Annotated in this window: 15 protein-coding genes; 10 read left to right on the top strand and 5 right to left on the bottom strand. The window is 72.1% G+C overall.

Annotated features, from left to right (window positions below; all coding sequences use genetic code 11):
* Positions 1-3: 3 nt before the first annotated feature.
* The 3 genes from argC to ACIRL2_RS13275 are packed head-to-tail and all read right to left on the bottom strand — an operon-like array spanning position 4 to position 2,141.
* Positions 4-1,029: an N-acetyl-gamma-glutamyl-phosphate reductase gene (gene argC, locus ACIRL2_RS13285; protein ID WP_395867140.1), complete on the bottom strand. Its 1,026-nt coding sequence runs from the start codon at positions 1,027-1,029 to the stop codon at positions 4-6.
* Positions 1,026-1,931: a RimK family alpha-L-glutamate ligase gene (locus ACIRL2_RS13280; protein ID WP_395867142.1), complete on the bottom strand. Its 906-nt coding sequence runs from the start codon at positions 1,929-1,931 to the stop codon at positions 1,026-1,028. Before ACIRL2_RS13280 ends, argC begins: the two co-directional genes overlap by 4 nt.
* Before the next feature lie 27 nt (positions 1,932-1,958).
* Positions 1,959-2,141: a lysine biosynthesis protein LysW gene (locus ACIRL2_RS13275; protein ID WP_395867143.1), complete on the bottom strand. Its 183-nt coding sequence runs from the start codon at positions 2,139-2,141 to the stop codon at positions 1,959-1,961.
* A gap of 285 nt (positions 2,142-2,426) precedes the next feature.
* Between ACIRL2_RS13275 and ACIRL2_RS13270 the strand changes: the two genes are divergently transcribed.
* A complete protein-coding gene (locus ACIRL2_RS13270; RefSeq protein ID WP_395867145.1) occupies positions 2,427-3,209 on the top strand; it encodes an SDR family NAD(P)-dependent oxidoreductase in 783 nt (260 codons plus the stop codon).
* 70 nt (positions 3,210-3,279) lie between these two features.
* Here ACIRL2_RS13270 and ACIRL2_RS13265 read toward each other — a convergent pair whose 3' ends face one another.
* A complete protein-coding gene (locus tag ACIRL2_RS13265; RefSeq protein WP_395867147.1) occupies positions 3,280-4,221 on the bottom strand; it encodes a LysR substrate-binding domain-containing protein in 942 nt (313 codons plus the stop codon).
* Positions 4,222-4,285: 64 nt separating this feature from the next.
* On the opposite strand from ACIRL2_RS13265, the gene ACIRL2_RS13260 reads away from it, so the two are divergent.
* Genes ACIRL2_RS13260 through ACIRL2_RS13220 form a run of 9 tightly spaced genes read left to right on the top strand, consistent with a single transcriptional unit; the run spans position 4,286 to position 13,210 of the window.
* Entirely contained in the window at positions 4,286-4,693 is a 408-nt protein-coding gene (locus ACIRL2_RS13260; RefSeq protein ID WP_395867149.1) for a hypothetical protein, read from the top strand.
* A 51-nt stretch (positions 4,694-4,744) separates the two neighbouring features.
* Positions 4,745-5,638, top strand: a complete 894-nt coding sequence (locus ACIRL2_RS13255) for a family 3 encapsulin nanocompartment shell protein (RefSeq protein WP_395867151.1) — start codon at positions 4,745-4,747, stop codon at positions 5,636-5,638.
* An 18-nt stretch (positions 5,639-5,656) separates the two neighbouring features.
* The gene (locus ACIRL2_RS13250) at positions 5,657-6,652 is read left to right on the top strand and encodes a sulfotransferase (protein WP_395867153.1); all 996 of its coding nucleotides are present in this window, start codon (positions 5,657-5,659) and stop codon (positions 6,650-6,652) included.
* A gap of 9 nt (positions 6,653-6,661) precedes the next feature.
* On the top strand, positions 6,662-7,432 hold the full coding sequence (locus tag ACIRL2_RS13245) for an SDR family NAD(P)-dependent oxidoreductase (RefSeq protein WP_395867155.1): 771 nt from the start codon (positions 6,662-6,664) through the stop codon (positions 7,430-7,432).
* On the top strand, positions 7,432-8,628 hold the full coding sequence (locus tag ACIRL2_RS13240) for an MFS transporter (RefSeq protein WP_402232030.1): 1,197 nt from the start codon (positions 7,432-7,434) through the stop codon (positions 8,626-8,628). Before ACIRL2_RS13245 ends, ACIRL2_RS13240 begins: the two co-directional genes overlap by 1 nt.
* A gap of 58 nt (positions 8,629-8,686) precedes the next feature.
* Positions 8,687-10,546, top strand: a complete 1,860-nt coding sequence (locus ACIRL2_RS13235) for a M20/M25/M40 family metallo-hydrolase (protein WP_395867159.1) — start codon at positions 8,687-8,689, stop codon at positions 10,544-10,546.
* Positions 10,543-11,004: an adenylyl-sulfate kinase gene (locus ACIRL2_RS13230; RefSeq protein ID WP_395867161.1), complete on the top strand. Its 462-nt coding sequence runs from the start codon at positions 10,543-10,545 to the stop codon at positions 11,002-11,004. Before ACIRL2_RS13235 ends, ACIRL2_RS13230 begins: the two co-directional genes overlap by 4 nt.
* The gene (gene cysD, locus ACIRL2_RS13225) at positions 11,001-11,954 is read left to right on the top strand and encodes a sulfate adenylyltransferase subunit CysD (RefSeq protein WP_402232029.1); all 954 of its coding nucleotides are present in this window, start codon (positions 11,001-11,003) and stop codon (positions 11,952-11,954) included. The genes ACIRL2_RS13230 and cysD overlap by 4 nt, the downstream gene beginning before the upstream one ends.
* Positions 11,954-13,210, top strand: coding sequence for a sulfate adenylyltransferase subunit 1 (locus ACIRL2_RS13220; protein ID WP_395867165.1), 1,257 nt, complete (start codon positions 11,954-11,956; stop codon positions 13,208-13,210). Before cysD ends, ACIRL2_RS13220 begins: the two co-directional genes overlap by 1 nt.
* 93 nt (positions 13,211-13,303) lie before the next feature.
* Here the strand turns inward: ACIRL2_RS13220 and ACIRL2_RS13215 are convergent, their stop codons facing one another.
* A complete protein-coding gene (locus ACIRL2_RS13215; RefSeq protein ID WP_395867167.1) occupies positions 13,304-14,857 on the bottom strand; it encodes an MFS transporter in 1,554 nt (517 codons plus the stop codon).
* Positions 14,858-15,270 lie beyond the last annotated feature (413 nt).

Genomic DNA, 15,270 nt, shown 5'->3' with positions numbered 1-15,270 from the left:
GGGTCAGTTCGGGTGCAGCCCGGTGAACTCCAGACCGAGCCGCTCGGGCATGTCGAACCGCACGTTCAGGCACTGGACCGCGTTGCCCGCGCCGCCCTTGACCAGGTTGTCCAGGGCAGCGATCACGGTGAGATGGCTCGAACCGCGATCCAGCGCGAAACCGACGTCGCAGAAGTTCGAGCCGGCCAGGATCTTGGCCTCGGGAAAGCGGTGCATGCCGCGCCGCTGGGCGACCACGCGCACGAAGGGTTCCGCGGCGTAGCGGGAGCGGTAGGCGGCCCGGACCCGGCGCTCGTCCGCGCCCGGCACCAGGTGGGCCCGGCCCACGAGTTGCACGCCGCGAATCGCCTCGATGCCGGTCGCGGTCATCCGGACCGGGACTCCGGCGGCCTGTGCGATCTCGGCTTCGTGCCGGTGCCGGGTGGGCGCGAAGACCCGTAGTGCGCCGCTGCGTTCGGCGTGCAGGTTTTCCGGGCCGGCCTTGGCGCCGGAGCCGCTGGAGCCGGTCCGGGCGTCGATGGTGACCTCGCCGCGGATCAGCCCGGCCTCGGCGAGCGGGACCAGCGAGAGGATCCCGGCGGTGGCCATGCAGCCCGGTACGCTGATCCGCCGCGCGGTGCGCAGTCGCCTGCGGTGGAACTCGGGCAGGCCCGGCACGAACGTCTCCAGCAGGTCCGGCGCCGTGTGCGAGACGCCGTAGTAGTCGGCGTACACGTCCTTGTCGTGCAGGCGGAAGTCCCCGGACAGGTCGATCACGGTGTCCGCGAGCTCCAGGAACTCCGGCATCCGGCGCATCGTCTCGCGGTGCGGAGTGGCCAGGAACAAGGCGTCGTAGAAGTCCAGTTGCTCCTCGGAGCAGAAGTCGAGTTCGGTCCGCCCGCGCAGGTTCGGGTGCACGCCGTCGATCCGCCGGCCGCGCAGGGTGCGCGAGGTGGCGGCGGCGAGCTCGACCCCGGGGTGCACGGTGAGCAGCCGCAGCAGCTCGCCGCCGATGTAGCCGGCCGCCCCGACGACCCCGACCCGGATCACGCCCGTACCCCGGCCGCGAGCAGGTCCGCGATGGCGCCGGCCACGTCGATGTCGCGGCCGTGGGCGCCCTGTAGTCCGGTGAACTCCACCCGGTCGTTGACTTCGAGCACGGTGAGCCGTCCCTCCAGGTCCTCGATCAGATCGACACCGGCCAGTTCCGTGCCGACGGCGGCCGCTGCGGCGACCGCGAGTTCGGCGTGTTCGGCGCTGGGCGGCAGGGGTTCGCTCACCGCGCCGCGCGCCACGTTGGTGCGCCATTCGGTGCTTCGGCGATACGTACCGCCGAGCGCCCGGCCGGCCACGACCAGGACGCGGATGTCGCGATCGGCCTTGGCGACCTGCTCCTGCACGTAGACCACGTGCGACTGCGGGGAGGGGAGCGCGGCGATGTGTTCGAGTACGGCGCCGGCCATCGCCGGATCGGTGACCCGGGTGACCAGTCGTCCCCAGGAGCCGACGAGCGGTTTGAGCACCGCCGGATAGCCGATCTCCTCGAGCGCGGCCAGGGCCGCGTCGGGCGTGATCGCCAGCGCGGTCCTGGGCGTGGGCAACCCGTGCCGGAGCAGGGCCGCCGAAGTGTGCCACTTGTCGCCGGCGACGTGGGTGGCGGCGGCGCTGTTGACCACCGTCACGCCCGCCGACTCGAGCGCGCTCGCCGCGTACAGGGCCCGGAAGTGCCCGACCTCGCGGTTGAGGACCAGCCGGGGACCGGTGTACGACGTGCCGCTCGCGACGAACAGCCTGCGGGGATCGAGATGTTCGAACGCGATCCCGCGTCGGTCGAGGGCGGTCATGATGCTCTTCTCCTCGAACCGCACCCGGGACGCGAGCACGGCGAGGCGCGGGGACGCGGCCGGCGCAATCGCCGCCGACCGGTTCACCGCTGATCGGATCGAAGTCATCGACCGAATCCCCTCTCCCGATTCCCGTTATTCGCCCCAGTCCTCTTCGACCTCGGGCGCGAGCTCGACCTTCGGCGGCTTCACGGACGCGATCTCCAACTCGCTCCGACAGTCCACGCACTCGATGATCTCGCTCACCCTGGCGTCCTCGTCGAGCGTCACCGTCGTCGCGCATTCGGGACACTCGGGGGCCTGCACGACCTGCTGCATGAGTTCAACCTCCGGCTGTGGTGGTGATATCCGGGCGATCTCGACCCGTCGGCTGGTTGCCACTGAAAACCGTAACGCGATTTCCCCGGTAAATGCCAATGAGGAAATCTGATCGGACCGAAAGCGAACCGTTATGGTCGACCGGTCATAACCGGGAAGGATTTCCGCATAAGCAGCCCTGCTTGTCGACGCCGGTACAACCGGTCGTTTCGCGATTAACATTTCCCGGATGGAATCGTCCTCGGACGATTCGTCGCCGCAAGATTGACATCGAAAGGCCCGATCATGAATGTTCGACCGCGAGACCGCGTCGCCATGGTCGTGGCGTCGAGCGCCGGTGTGGGCCTGGCCGCGGCCAAGGGCCTCGCCGTGCGGGGCGCGCACGTGTCGTTGTGCGACCTGGACCCGCGCCGGCTGGCCCGCGCGCATGTCGAGGTCAACGCGCTGGGGCCGGGCGACGTGCTGAGCATGCCGGTGGACCCCTACGATCCGTGCGCGGTGGCCGAGTGGGTGCGCCGCACCGCCGACAACTTCGGCGGCCTGGACATCGTGGTGACCAACTCCGGCCCGATCACGCCCGGTCCGGTGGACGGCTTCCGGCTGGCCGACTATCGCGCGGCGATCGACGCGAACCTGCTGCCGCACGTGAGCGCGACGCTGGCCGCGCTGCCCATCGTCAAGCGCGGCGGCTGGGGTCGGTTGCTGCTGATCGCGCCGGCGAAGGCACGTCGCCCGCACGGGCGCGAGGGGTTGTCCGGCATGGCCCGGATGGGCCTGATCGGCTATCTGCGCGGGTTGGTGGACACCCTGGACGGCACCGGCGTGACGGCCAACGTGCTGGTTCCGGGAGCGGGGCCCGGTGCCGGCCCCCGGCTGTGGGGCGATCCCGGGGCGGGTGCCGAGATCGCTCGGGTGGCCGACCGGATCCGTGGTGAAGGCACCCGCGAAGGCGCCGAGTTCGGGGCGCTGGCCGCGTATCTGGCGAGCGAGCGGGCCGAGCCCGTCACCGGTCTGGTCTTCGACACGCACGGCGGCGACGTCGGTGCGATGGCCGCCTGCCGCGGTTAGCCGGCGATCGGCGGATCCGGGCGGGGCCGCGCCCGACCCGGGTTCGCGCGCCGGTCGCGGCGCGGGCCGGCTAGCGGTGCGCGAGCACCCGGCGGGTCTCGGGGCGGTTCGCGCGGCCCGGGTCCGGGACGGGCGGGGCATCGACGAACGGGTAGCCGAGCAGCGCCCGGCGAAAGGCCTTCTCCGCGATGGCCGGCAGGTTCGAGGGGGCCAGACCGGAGGGATAGGCCATCGTCACCGGCAATGGTCCGGGCGGGGCGGGCAGCCCGGGGCGGACCGCCTTGGGCAGGTCCCACAACTCGTCCCCGTTGGCCACCAGGCACGCGACCCCCATGCCGGCCTTCGCCGCCGCGCGCAGCCCGACCAACTCGGGGCCCTCGTAGGAGATCCGCCACGGCACGTCGCAGGCGTCCAGCGCGGCCACGATCCGCCCGCGCATGGTGCACGGCTCGGTGAACAGGGTCAGCGGCAGCGCGGCGTTCTCGCCGTGCGCCGGCTGGCCGAACCAGTCCATCCGCAGGTGGCCGAGTCCGCGACTGGTGGCGGCCGGTTCGTCCGAGCGCGTCTGCAGGAGCAGCGCCAGGTCGAGTTGGCCGGTGCCCACCTGGGTCTCCAGCGCCTCGCTCAGGCCGGTGCGCACACTCACCTGCGCCTGCGGCAACCTGCGGGTGACCAGCCGAAGGAACTCCGGTAACGCCTCCGCGAGTTGATTGACGATCCCGATGGAGAGCCGTTCGTGTCCCGAAGCCGGCACGAAACGGTCCACCGCCTCGTCGTTGAGCGCGACGATCCGCCGGGCGTAGCCGAGGAGTTCCTCGCCCTGGGGGCTGAGCCGCAGGTTGCGCCCGGTCGAGGTGAAGATCGGACCCTTGATCAGACCGTTGAGCTGCCGGATCTGCTGGCTGACGGCGGGCTGGGTGATGTGCAGAGCCTCCGCGGCCCGGCGGAAACCACCGAGGTCGACCACGGTCAACAAAGCCCTCAGTCGATTGACTTGCAGGTCGTGATGCATTCTCCACTCACATCCATGAAGGGTCTTGCCACACACCTGACGCTCGGGTGGCGACGGGGCCAAGATGATGCTGTGCGGCAACAAGATCAATAAACCTGAGCAATTCGGCCTCGCCGGCGCCTTCGGCGTCGTATTGCCGGCCGAAACCAGGGTACGGGGCGCCGACCGGCCGTTCCACGGTACGGTTCACGACTTCGGCATGAGATTTTCACGGCCGAATGCGAATATGCGATCGGGTGGCATGATCCGGCGCCGAGCGGGCAGGCGGCAGGCGTCGCGTGCGACGAGCATGCCGGCAAACGGGCATTCGGTGGAGACGGGCGACGCCGAACCGGGCGTTTGCCGGCACGGCGCCGACGGCCATTTCGTCGACGATTCGCCCGCCCGAGTGTCCGGAGAAATCACGCGCACTTATCCGGGTCATAAAAACACGCGTTCGACGGCGACCCCCGGCGGTGGAGATCACGCCTAACGTCGATTACTCAGGAACGTTTCCGAGTTCGGATCCAGCCGAGGAGTCGCCATGCAGGGAGCCGCCGCCGGGCCCGCCGTCGAACAGGGAGTCCGGGTCACGCTCGCCGATCCCGGGCTGCGCACGCGCAGTCCCGGCGAGGAATTCGCCTGGGCGATGGGCGGCGTGCCCGCCGCCGAGGATCGGGTGGTCCCGTTCCGGGCCCATCTGCCCGCCGTCTTCCCGCTGTTCGCGACCCGACCGCGCTACGCGGTGCGGCACCTGCTGAAGACCGCGTCGGTGCCCGACCGTCGGGTGCCGTACGTGCACGAGCCGCCCGCCGAGACGACCGCCGCGGCCGGCACCTCCTATCGCAGCACACCCGAAGGCGCCTTCGTGCCCCGCCTGGAGCAGGCCGAACTCACCGACCTGACGGTGTCCGTACCGCTCCCGCGCGGGCTACTCGACCAGCCCGCGCTGCTCGCGTCCTTCGTGGACTACCGCGTGCTGGTCCGGCTGTCCGTGGTGGAGAACGAGTCGCTGCTGCACGGCAGCGCGGACAAGGCGATCCCCGGTCTGCTCACGCTGCCCGAGAGCAGGCACGGCCGGCTCGGCGCGGACCTGGCCGAGGGCCTGACCGTCGCCGCCGCCGAGGTCGAGGAGACCGGTGGCTCGTGCGACGGCATCGTCGTACACCCCTTCACCTACTGGGAGTTGGTCAAGACCGGCACGCTCGCCCTCCTGGCCCAGGCGGGCGTCACCGTCTCCCGGACCCGGATGATCCCGCGCGACCGGGTACTGCTCGGCGACTTCCGCGCCGCCGCGACCCTGCTCGTCCCGGACGTGGCCGCGCTCGCGCTGCGTCGCGGCGCCGGACCCGACGGCTGTGACGCGGTGCAGGCAACCACCCGAGTGGGACTGGCCGTTCACCTTCCGCAGCACTTCCTGCTGCTGACCCGCGACTGAGAAGGGAGTGTGCTCGCGATGGCCGACCGGTCCCCACGCGTGTTGTACATCACCGGCTGGATGCGCAGCGGCAGCACGCTCCTGGGCAACATCCTCAACGAACTTCCCGAAGTCCGGCACGTGGGCGAACTGCACTACCTGTGGCGCAACGGCGTCCTGGGCCGGGGCAGCAACTCGACCTGCGGCTGCGGCACGAGCCTGCGCGCGTGCCCGCTGTGGTCGGGTGTGCTGGAGGACACCGACGGCACCGGGCTCGAGGCGACCGCGCGGCGGACGGCCATGCGGCAACACGCGCTGCTGCGCACCCGGCACGTGCGCACCCGGCTCGCCGAGGCCCGCGGGCGGGTGCCCGCGGCCCCCGGCGTGGACGAACTCCTGGACCGCACCGCGCGGATCCATCGCCGGCTCGTCGACGACGGCGCCGGCCGGCTGATCGTGGACGGCTCGAAGTACCCGGCGGAGGCCGCCGCGCTGCTCGGCCGCCGCGACCTGGACGTGCGCATCCTGCACATCGTGCGCGACCCCCGGGCCACCGCGCTGTCCTATCGGCGGGCCAAGCAGTACATCGACCCGATGAGCCCGGCCCGCAGCAGCGGCTACTGGAACGCCTTCAACGTGGCGTCCGAACTGGTCGGCGCCACCGCCGTGGGCCGCTACCTGCGGGTGCGCCACGAGGACCTGTGCGCGCGGCCCGCGGACGTGCTCGCCGACGTGCTGCGCTTCGCCGGACTCGACGACGAGCCGCCGGTCGACGCGCGGGGCCGGGTGCACCTGGGCGGCAACCACACCGTCACCGGAAACCCGGACCGGTTGCGACAGGGCGTCACCGAGATCCGCCCCGACGAGCGGTGGCGGACCGAACTGGCCCCGCGCGACCTGGCCGTCGTCACCGCACTGACCGCGCCCCTGCTGCGCCGCTACGGCTATCCACTGCTGCCCGGGCACGGCGACCGGGCGCACCCGACGAAGGCATCGGCGGAGCCGGTGCCGGCGACCGCCGCCGCGCAACGATAGGAGCCGACCGTGGATCTCGGACTCGATGGCCGCGCCGCGCTCGTCGCCGCGGCCGGCAGCGGGATCGGCCTGGCCGTCGCGCGTGCGCTGGCGGCGGAGGGCGCCGATGTGTCGATCTGCGGACGGGATCCGGACAAGCTGGCCCGCGCCCGGGACGAGATCGACGCGTGCGGCAAGGGCCGGGTGCTGGCCACCTCGATCGATCTGCGCGACGAGGAGGCCGCCGCGGGCTGGGTCCGGCGCACCGCCGAGGAGTTCGGTGCCCTGCATATCGTGGTGAGCAACTCCGGCGGCGTGCCGTTCGGCCCGGTGGAGAGCTTCACCGTCGCGCAGTACCGGGAGGCGGTCGACGGCAACCTGCTTCCGCACGTGTCGCTCGCGCTCGCCGCGGCGCCGTACCTGACCGCGGCGGGCTGGGGCCGGATCGTGATGATCACCTCGGAGTCGGTGCGCCAACCGCACCCCGGCAGCGGGCTGTCCTCGGTGGCCCGGCTCGGGGTGCTCGGCTTCGCCAAGGGCCTGGTGCACGCGTTCGGCGCGGCCGGGGTGACCGTGAACGTGCTGGCCCCCGGATTCCACCGGACACCCATTCTGGACGTGCAGTACGGCGCCCGGGTCGAGGAACGGCTCGCCGAGGTGGCCCGGGACATCCCGCTGGGCCGGATCGGCCGGGCCGAGGACCTCGGCGCGCTGGTCTGCTTCCTGGCCGCCGAACAGGCCGGCTACGTCACCGGCTCGGTCGTGGTGGTGGACGGCGGCAACTCGCGGGGGATCGGCTGATGGCGGCGCCCGCGCACCGGCCCCAGGCGGATACCGCCGGCACCGACGCCCGCCCGACGCAGCCCTGGGCGCGCACCTTCGCCGGCGTCCTGGTCGCGCTGTTCACCACGTTCGTCGCGGTCGGCCTGGCGATCACGGTCATCCCCCGACTGGTCACCCGGGAACTGCACGGCTCGCCCCTCCAGGTCGGCGTCGCGTTCACGGTGTCCGGCGTGGTGGCCCTGCTGGTGCGCCCGTACGCCGGGCGGCTGGCCCAACAGCGCGGCTGCCGCCCGGTGATGATGCTCGGCGCCGCGCTGATGGTGCTGGTCGGCGGGCTGTACGCGCTGCCGCCGACCCTGTTCGGGTTGTTGGCGGCCCGGTTCGTGCTCGGCGTGGGGGAGGCCCTGCTGTTCACCGCCGGATCGGTGTGGACGGTGGCCCTGACCCCGGTGGACCGACGCGGCCAGGTGGTCGGGTTCTACGGACTGGCGATGTGGGCGGGCCTGGCGGTGGGGCCGGCGCTGGGCGAAGTGTTGTATCGGACCGGCTCGTACGGCGCGGTGTGGACGGCCGCCGCCGTGTTGCCCGCGGTCGCCGTGGCGGTGCTGACCCGGCTGCCCGACAGCGCCCGCCAAGGCGTCGCGGTGTCCGCCCGGTTGTTGCCGCGCGCCGCGATCCTGCCCGGCCTCTCACTCGGCTTCGGCGCGTTCGGATACGCGGCGGTGGCGAGCTTCGGGGCGCTGGCCTTGACGTCCCGCGGGATCGGCAACGGTTCGCTGCTGATCAGCGTGTTCAGCGCGTCGTACGTGGGTGTGCGGGTGGTCGCGGGGCGGGTGCCCGATCGGGTCGGCGCGCTGCCGGTGATCGTGGTGTCCGCGTGCGTCGAGGCGGTCGGCCTGGTGCTGATCGCGTTCGCCTCGACCCTGTGGGTCGCGGCGGCCGGCGCGCTGATCGCCGGCGGCGGCTTCACCCTGCTGTATCCGGCGCTGGCGATGATCGCGATCGACACTCCGCCGGAATCCGAACGCGGCGCGGTACTGGGCGCCATCTCCTCGTTCTTCGACGTCGCGGTCGGCCTCGCCGGGCTGCTCGGCGGGCTGCTCGCCGAGGTCGGCTACACCGCCACCTTCCTGCTGGCCGCGGTCGCCGCACTGGGCTCGCTGTACACCGGCACCGCCGCGGCCCGGCGCCGGGACCGAGCCCGGGCCTCGTGACCTGATCGATCCCCCGCGCGTGGCCACACGCGTGCCGACCCACCGAAGGAGTCCTCGCATGTCCGCCGCACCGAGCGAGACCGCCCGCGCGCGCGACGCCGCCCTGTACGTGCTCAAGCTGGGCAGCGCGACGCTCACGCACGAATCGCTCTTCGACGAGATTCTCGCGCTGCGCCGGCGCGGGGCCCGGCTGCTGGTGATCGCCGGCGGCGCGGCCGGCATCACCGAGCACTACGCCCGGATCGGGCGCGAGGTGCGGATGTTGACCCTGCGCTCCGGCGACACCGTGCGCTACTGTCCGCCCGCCGAACTGCCGCACCTGCTGGCCGCCTACGAACAACTCACGCTGCCGCGCGTGGACGACGCGCTGACCCGGCGCGGCCTTTCGGTGTTCGCCGCCCCGGCCCGCACCGCCGGCCTCGTGCGCGCCACCGCCGTCGGACCCCTGCGAGTGGTCGAGGACGGCCGCACCAGGGTGGTGCGCGACCAGCGCGCGGGACGCGTGAGCGGGGTCGACGCGGCGCGCCTGACGGACCTGTTGGCCACCTTCGACGTGGTATGCCTGTCCCCGCCGGTCGCCGACGCCGACGGCGGCGTGGCGCTGAACGTGGACGCCGACGTGCTGGCCGCCGAGGCGGCCAAGGCCCTGGACGCCGACCACCTGCGCCTGGTCACCGGAACGGCCGGACTGCTGGCCGACCCCGAGGCGGACGGCGGCACGCTGCGCGACATGTTGCCCGGACAGGGACAGCGCTACGCGCGTGGCCGGATGCGGCACAAGGTGCGGGCCGCGGAGATCGCCCTCGGCGGCACCTGCGACGTGGCGATCACCGGCCCGCATACCCTCGACACCACCCGCGCGACCCGGTTCTGGCGCGCTCCCGCGCCCAGCCCTGACCTCGAACTCCTGTCCCGAGCCGTGCAGTTGTCGTCGGTATCGCACGACGAACGCGAACTCGCCGAGTATCTCGCCGGCTGGTGCGCGGCCCACAAACTCGATGCCGAGATCGACGCGGCCGGCAACCTGGTGGCCACGCGCGGCACCGGCCCGCGCCGGCTGCTGCTGCTCGGCCACCTGGACACCGTGCCGCACCGCTGGCCGGTCCGCTGGGACGGCGACGTGCTCACCGGGCGCGGCTGCGTGGACGCCAAGGCGAGCCTGGTGACCTACCTGCGCACGCTGGCCGAGCTGGAGGTGCCGGACGACGCGCAGGTGCGCGTGATCGGCGCCGTACAGGAGGAGATCACCGGCGCCGGTGCCTTCCACGCCCGCGACCACTACCCCGCCGACGCGGTCGTGATCGGCGAACCCAGCGGCGCGGGCGCGCTCACCATCGGCTACTACGGCCTGGTCAAGCTGCGGCTGAGCATGTCCGAACACACCGAACACACCGCCGGAAAGGGCGCGCGCACGGCCGGCGACCGCATGGTCGAGGGGCTGCGGGCGGTCCGCGCCGAGGTGGAACGACTGAACCCGGACGCGCTCACCGCGGTGCTGGGCATCCGTGCGCACAACCGCGGCGACGTACAGCTCGGCGAGGCGACGGTGGACGTGCGCGTGCCGCCGGGCCTGGCCGTGGACGACCTGCTCGCGGCGCTGCGCGCACTGCCCCTGGCGCCCATCGCGCTGGACGTGGTCCGGGCCACCCCCGGGGTGTCCACCGCGCGCTCCAGCCCGCTGGTGAAGGTCTTCCAACGCGCGTTCCGCGCCGCCGGGACCACGCCGCGATTCCTGCTCAAGAAGGGCAGCAGCGACATGAACACGCTGGCCACCACCTGGCACGACATCCCCATGGTCGCCTACGGCCCGGGAGACTCCAAGCTGGACCACACCCCGCACGAAAAGTTGGACGCGGCGGAGTTCCGCGCGGCCGGCACGATCCTGACCGCCGCGGTCCGAGGATGGTGTGCGTCGTGACCGGGCCCGCGTACTGCACCTGCCGGCCCGGCGCCACCGTCTGGCTCACCGGCCCGCCCGGCGCGGACCGGGACCGGCTCGCCCGGGTCGCGGCCCGGTCGTTGCGGCGTGCGCACCGTCGGGTGGAGATCCTGACCGGTGCCGCGCTGCGCCGCGTCGTCGGCGCCGACCCGACGTCCTCCGGCGCCGAACGCCGCGGGCACGTGCTGCGGATCGGCCGAGTCGCACACGTACTGGCCCGCAACGGCGCCACCGTGCTGGTGACGGTGCCCGCCCCCGACGCGGCGACCCGGGCCCGGGTGCGGGCCTGGCACCTGGACAGCGGGACCCGCTACCTGGAGGTGCGCGTGGGCGCCGCCGCGGACTCGACCGGGCCGTCGATCGCGGCGGACCCGGCGCACGGACCCGAGGCCGCGGCGGCGCTGCGCGCGCTGCTCATCGAGGAGGGATCGGCATGACCATCGCGACGAACCGCGCCGACGGTGCCGACGGCACCGGCGGCACCGACAAGGGGTATCCGTTCGCGCACCTGGAGGCGATGGAGTCCGAGGCGGTGCACATCCTGCGCGAGGTGGCCGGGGAGTTCGAGCGGCCGGTGATCCTGTTCTCCGGCGGCAAGGACTCCATCGTGATGCTGCACCTCGCGCTCAAGGCCTTCGCGCCCGGAGTGCCCCCGTTCGCGCTGCTGCACGTGGACACCGGCCACAACTTTCCCGAGGTGCTGGAGTACCGCGACCGCACGGCGGCCCGACACGGACTGTGCCTGCACGTGGTGTCGGTCCAGGAGTTCATCGACGCCGGCGAGCTGCGCGAGCGTGCGGACGGCACCCGCAATCCGTTGCAGACCGTGCCGCTGCTCGACGCGATCGAACGACACGGCTTCGACGCGGTGTTCGGAGGCGGCCGGCGGGACGAGGAGAAGGCCCGCGCCAAGGAGCGGGTGTTCTCGCTGCGCGACGAGTTCGGCGGCTGGGATCCGCGCCGGCAGCGGCCGGAGTTGTGGCAGCTGTACAACGGGCGGCACGCGCCGGGCGAGCACGTGCGGGTCTTCCCGCTCTCCAATTGGACTGAACTGGACATCTGGCAGTACATCGCCCGGGAGCGGATCGAACTCCCGGCCATCTACTACGCGCACGAGCGGGAGGTCTTCCACCGATCCGGCATGTGGCTGACCCGGGGCGAGTGGGGCGGCCCGGGCGAGGACGAACCGACCGAGTGCCGGCGCGTGCGCTACCGCACGGTCGGCGACATGTCCTGCACCGGCGCGGTGGACTCCGACGCCGACACCGTCGAGAAGGTCATCGACGAGATCACCGCGTCCCGCCTGACCGAGCGGGGCGCCACCCGGGCCGACGACAGGATGTCCGAGGCCGCGATGGAGGACCGCAAGCGAGAGGGCTACTTCTGATGATCGTCGACACACTGCGCTTCGCCACCGCCGGCTCCGTGGACGACGGCAAGTCCACCCTGGTCGGCCGACTCCTGCACGACTCCAAGTCGATCCTGGCCGATCAACTGGAGGCGGTCGAGCAGGCCTCCTTCGACCGGGGGCAGCACACACCCGACCTGGCCCTGCTCACCGACGGCCTGCGGGCCGAGCGTGAGCAGGGCATCACGATCGACGTGGCCTACCGCTACTTCGCCACGCCCCGCCGCCGGTTCATCCTCGCCGACACCCCCGGGCACGTGCAGTACACCCGCAACATGGTCACCGGGGCGTCCACCGCCGAGCTGGCCGTGGTGCTCATCGACGCGCGCAACGGCGTGGTCGAACAGACCCGGCGGCACGCCGCGGTGGCCGCGCTGCTGCGGGTCCGGCACGTGGTGCTCGCGGTCAACAAGATGGACCTGGTGGACTGGTCCGAGACCGTCTTCGCGGGCATCGCGGACGAGTTCACCGCCTACTGCGCCGCGCTCGGGGTGGCCGAGGTCACCGCGATCCCGGTCTCCGCGCTGACCGGGGACAACGTGGTGGAGCCGACCGGGACGATGCACTGGTACGCCGGGCCGACCCTGCTCGAACACCTGGAGACGGTGCCGGTCACCCGAGACCCGGACGGCGACCCGACGCGCTTCCCGGTCCAGTACGTGATCCGTCCGCAGACCGCCGAACTCCCGGACTACCGGGGCTACGCGGGCCAGATCGCCTCCGGCGTGCTGCGGGTGGGGGACCGGGTCAGCACGCTGCCGTCCGGAGGCACCAGCACCGTCGAGGGCATCGACGCTCTCGGCGAACCGGTGGACACCGCGTGGGCGCCGCAATCGGTGACCGTACGGCTGGCCGACGACCTGGACATCTCCCGCGGCGATCTGCTCGCCCCCGAGGACACCGCGCCCGACCCCACCCGAGACGTCCGCGGGACCGTCTGCCACCTGCACGACCGGCCGCTGGCACCGGGTCAACGGGTGCTGCTGCGGCACACCACCAGGACGGTGCGGGCGATCGTCAAGGAGATCCCCTCGCGGCTGAACCTCGACGACCTCTCGCACCGGTCCGCCCCCGGCGAACTCGTCGCCAACGACATCGGCACGGTCGTGCTGCGCACCGCCGAGCCGATCGCCCTCGACCCGTACGCGCACTCCCGGCGCACGGGCTCGTTCCTGCTGATCGACCCGATCGACGGAACGACGTTGTCCGCGGGGATGGCCGAGACCCCGGCCTGACCGGGGAAGACACCCGTGCCCACGCTCGCCGTCCGCGGACGGCGAGCGTGGGCACGGGTGTTCGTCGACCGCATCGACTCGGCGGCCGGGTGGTCAGCGGGGTGCGCCGATCGCGCCGTTCCGGGACTCCCACTCGGCGGGCGCGTCCCCGGCGGGGCCGTCCGCCGGAGCCGCCGCGGCCTCGGCCTCGAGCGTCGGGTCGACCTCGGGGCGCGCCGGCAGCGCGAACATCAACACGAAGATCACGACCAGGACGACCGCGGCCCACAGCAGCGAGTTCTCGAAGGCGTTCACGAACGCGGGCCCCACCTTCTCGGGCGCGAGTCCGTCCTCGATCAGCCGGAAGAAGACCACCGACGTCAGCCCCAGACCCAGCGCGTTGCCCATCTGCAGCGTCGTGTTGATCAGCCCGGACGCCGATCCGGCATGCTCGCGCGGTACATCGGAGAGCACCGCGTTGGTCAGCGGCGCCACGATCAGCCCCATGCCGACGCCGATCACCAGGAGCGGCAACGCCATCTGCCAGGCCGTGATCCCGGTGCCGTACCGGTCCGCCTCCCACAGGTAGATCAGCATGCCCGCGGCCATCACCAGCGCACCGGCCTGGAGCACCTTGCGTCCGAATCGCGGCACCAGCTTCTGCACCGAGACGCCCGCGGCGGCGGCGACCGCCACCGAGAACGGCAGGCTGGTCAGACCGGCGCGCATCACACTCCAACCCAGTCCGATCTGCATGTACAGCGTCCAGACCAGGAAGAACATGCCACACACGACACCGAAGCCGAACTCCACCGCGATCCCGGCACTGAAGCTCTTCACCCGGAACAGCGACATCTCCACCAGCGGCGAGCCGTCCCGACGGGTCTTGGCCCGCTCGTACAGTGCCAGCGCGGCGAACACGAACACCGAGCCGGCCATGGAGAGGTAGCCCCACAGCGGCCAGCCCAACTCGCGGCCCTGGGTGAGCGGGTACAGCAACATCAGCAGGCCCAGCGTGACCAGGCCGACGCCGACCAGGTCCAGATGCAGGGCGCGGGCGGCCTTGGACTCGGTGATGTACTTGCGGCCCAGGATCAGCCCGGCGATGCCCACCGGCACGTTGATCAGGAAGATGGTCCGCCATTCGAGGTCGAACACGTTCCACTCGGTGAGCAGCGCGCCCAGCAGCGGTCCGCAGACCCCGCCCATGCCGACGATGGCGCCGAACAGGCCGAAGACCTTGCCGCGTTCGTGCGCGGGAAAGGTGGCGTGCACGATCGACAGGACCTGCGGGACCATGATCGCGGCCCCGGCGCCCTGCAGGATCCTGGACGCGACCAGCATGTCCGCGTTCACCGCGCAGCCGCTGAGCGCGGAGGCGACGGTGAAGGTGGTGACACCGATCAGGAAGATCCGCCGGCGCCCGTGGATGTCGCCGAGCCGGCCGCCGGTGATCAGGCCGGCCGCGAACGCGAGCACATAGCCCGCGGTGATCCATTGGATCTGGCTCGTGGAGGCGTCCAGGTCGCGCTGGATGGAGGGCAGTGCGACGTTGACGATCGTGACGTCGAGCAGATCCATGAACGCCGCGGTCATGACGATGGCCAGTGCGATCCAGCGCCGCGAATCCGGCGGGGCCGCTTCCGGGTGAGCGATGGGTGAAGTCATGCTTCCAGGCTAGAAATCGAAGGGGGTGGACAGGGGGTCGCGCGTTAAGGGCTTGCGTTCGTTTCGATCAGCACGGTTTATGGCCGAGCCGCGGGATTTCCGGGGAAAGCGCGGCGCAGGCAATCGGCCCGCCGCGGATCGAATGCATGTTCCATCGGGCGGGCGGTGCATTTGTGATATCCGTTGGGTACGTGAAGAGTTCACATCCCGACCGGGAAAAACCCGCGGCACACCGCCGGCGTACTCACGCCGAGCGGAGGAAGACTTCCCCTCGCCATCGACGAAGTGCCCGGTCCGGCCCGCCGACTTCGGACGCACCGGCCCGGCACGCCGCCCGCCACACAGCCCCCGAGGAGCGCCATGAACACCATTGCCCTTCCGCCCGCCCGAGTCCACGCGCCCACCGTCCCGGC

The organism is Embleya sp. NPDC127516, from assembly GCF_044765325.1.
Lineage (GTDB): Bacteria > Actinomycetota > Actinomycetes > Streptomycetales > Streptomycetaceae > Embleya.
The sequence above is the reverse complement of the archived record's forward strand: the minus strand, read 5'-3'. Positions and strand labels throughout refer to the sequence as shown.

Bases quoted from the DNA above. Each gene is read 5' to 3' on its own strand.
- ACIRL2_RS13270 (WP_395867145.1), top strand. From the start codon at position 2,427: ATGAATGTTCGACCGCGAGACCGCGTCGCCATGGTCGTGGCGTCGAGC.
- ACIRL2_RS13250 (WP_395867153.1), top strand. From the start codon at position 5,657: ATGGCCGACCGGTCCCCACGCGTGTTGTACATCACCGGCTGGATGCGC.
- ACIRL2_RS13220 (WP_395867165.1), top strand. From the start codon at position 11,954: ATGATCGTCGACACACTGCGCTTCGCCACCGCCGGCTCCGTGGACGAC.
- ACIRL2_RS13265 (WP_395867147.1), bottom strand. From the start codon at position 4,221: ATGCATCACGACCTGCAAGTCAATCGACTGAGGGCTTTGTTGACCGTG.
- cysD (WP_402232029.1), top strand. From the start codon at position 11,001: ATGACCATCGCGACGAACCGCGCCGACGGTGCCGACGGCACCGGCGGC.
- ACIRL2_RS13280 (WP_395867142.1), bottom strand. From the start codon at position 1,931: ATGACTTCGATCCGATCAGCGGTGAACCGGTCGGCGGCGATTGCGCCG.
- ACIRL2_RS13260 (WP_395867149.1), top strand. From the start codon at position 4,286: ATGATGCTGTGCGGCAACAAGATCAATAAACCTGAGCAATTCGGCCTC.
- ACIRL2_RS13235 (WP_395867159.1), top strand. From the start codon at position 8,687: ATGTCCGCCGCACCGAGCGAGACCGCCCGCGCGCGCGACGCCGCCCTG.
- ACIRL2_RS13215 (WP_395867167.1), bottom strand. From the start codon at position 14,857: ATGACTTCACCCATCGCTCACCCGGAAGCGGCCCCGCCGGATTCGCGG.
- ACIRL2_RS13255 (WP_395867151.1), top strand. From the start codon at position 4,745: ATGCAGGGAGCCGCCGCCGGGCCCGCCGTCGAACAGGGAGTCCGGGTC.
- ACIRL2_RS13275 (WP_395867143.1), bottom strand. From the start codon at position 2,141: ATGCAGCAGGTCGTGCAGGCCCCCGAGTGTCCCGAATGCGCGACGACG.
- ACIRL2_RS13240 (WP_402232030.1), top strand. From the start codon at position 7,432: ATGGCGGCGCCCGCGCACCGGCCCCAGGCGGATACCGCCGGCACCGAC.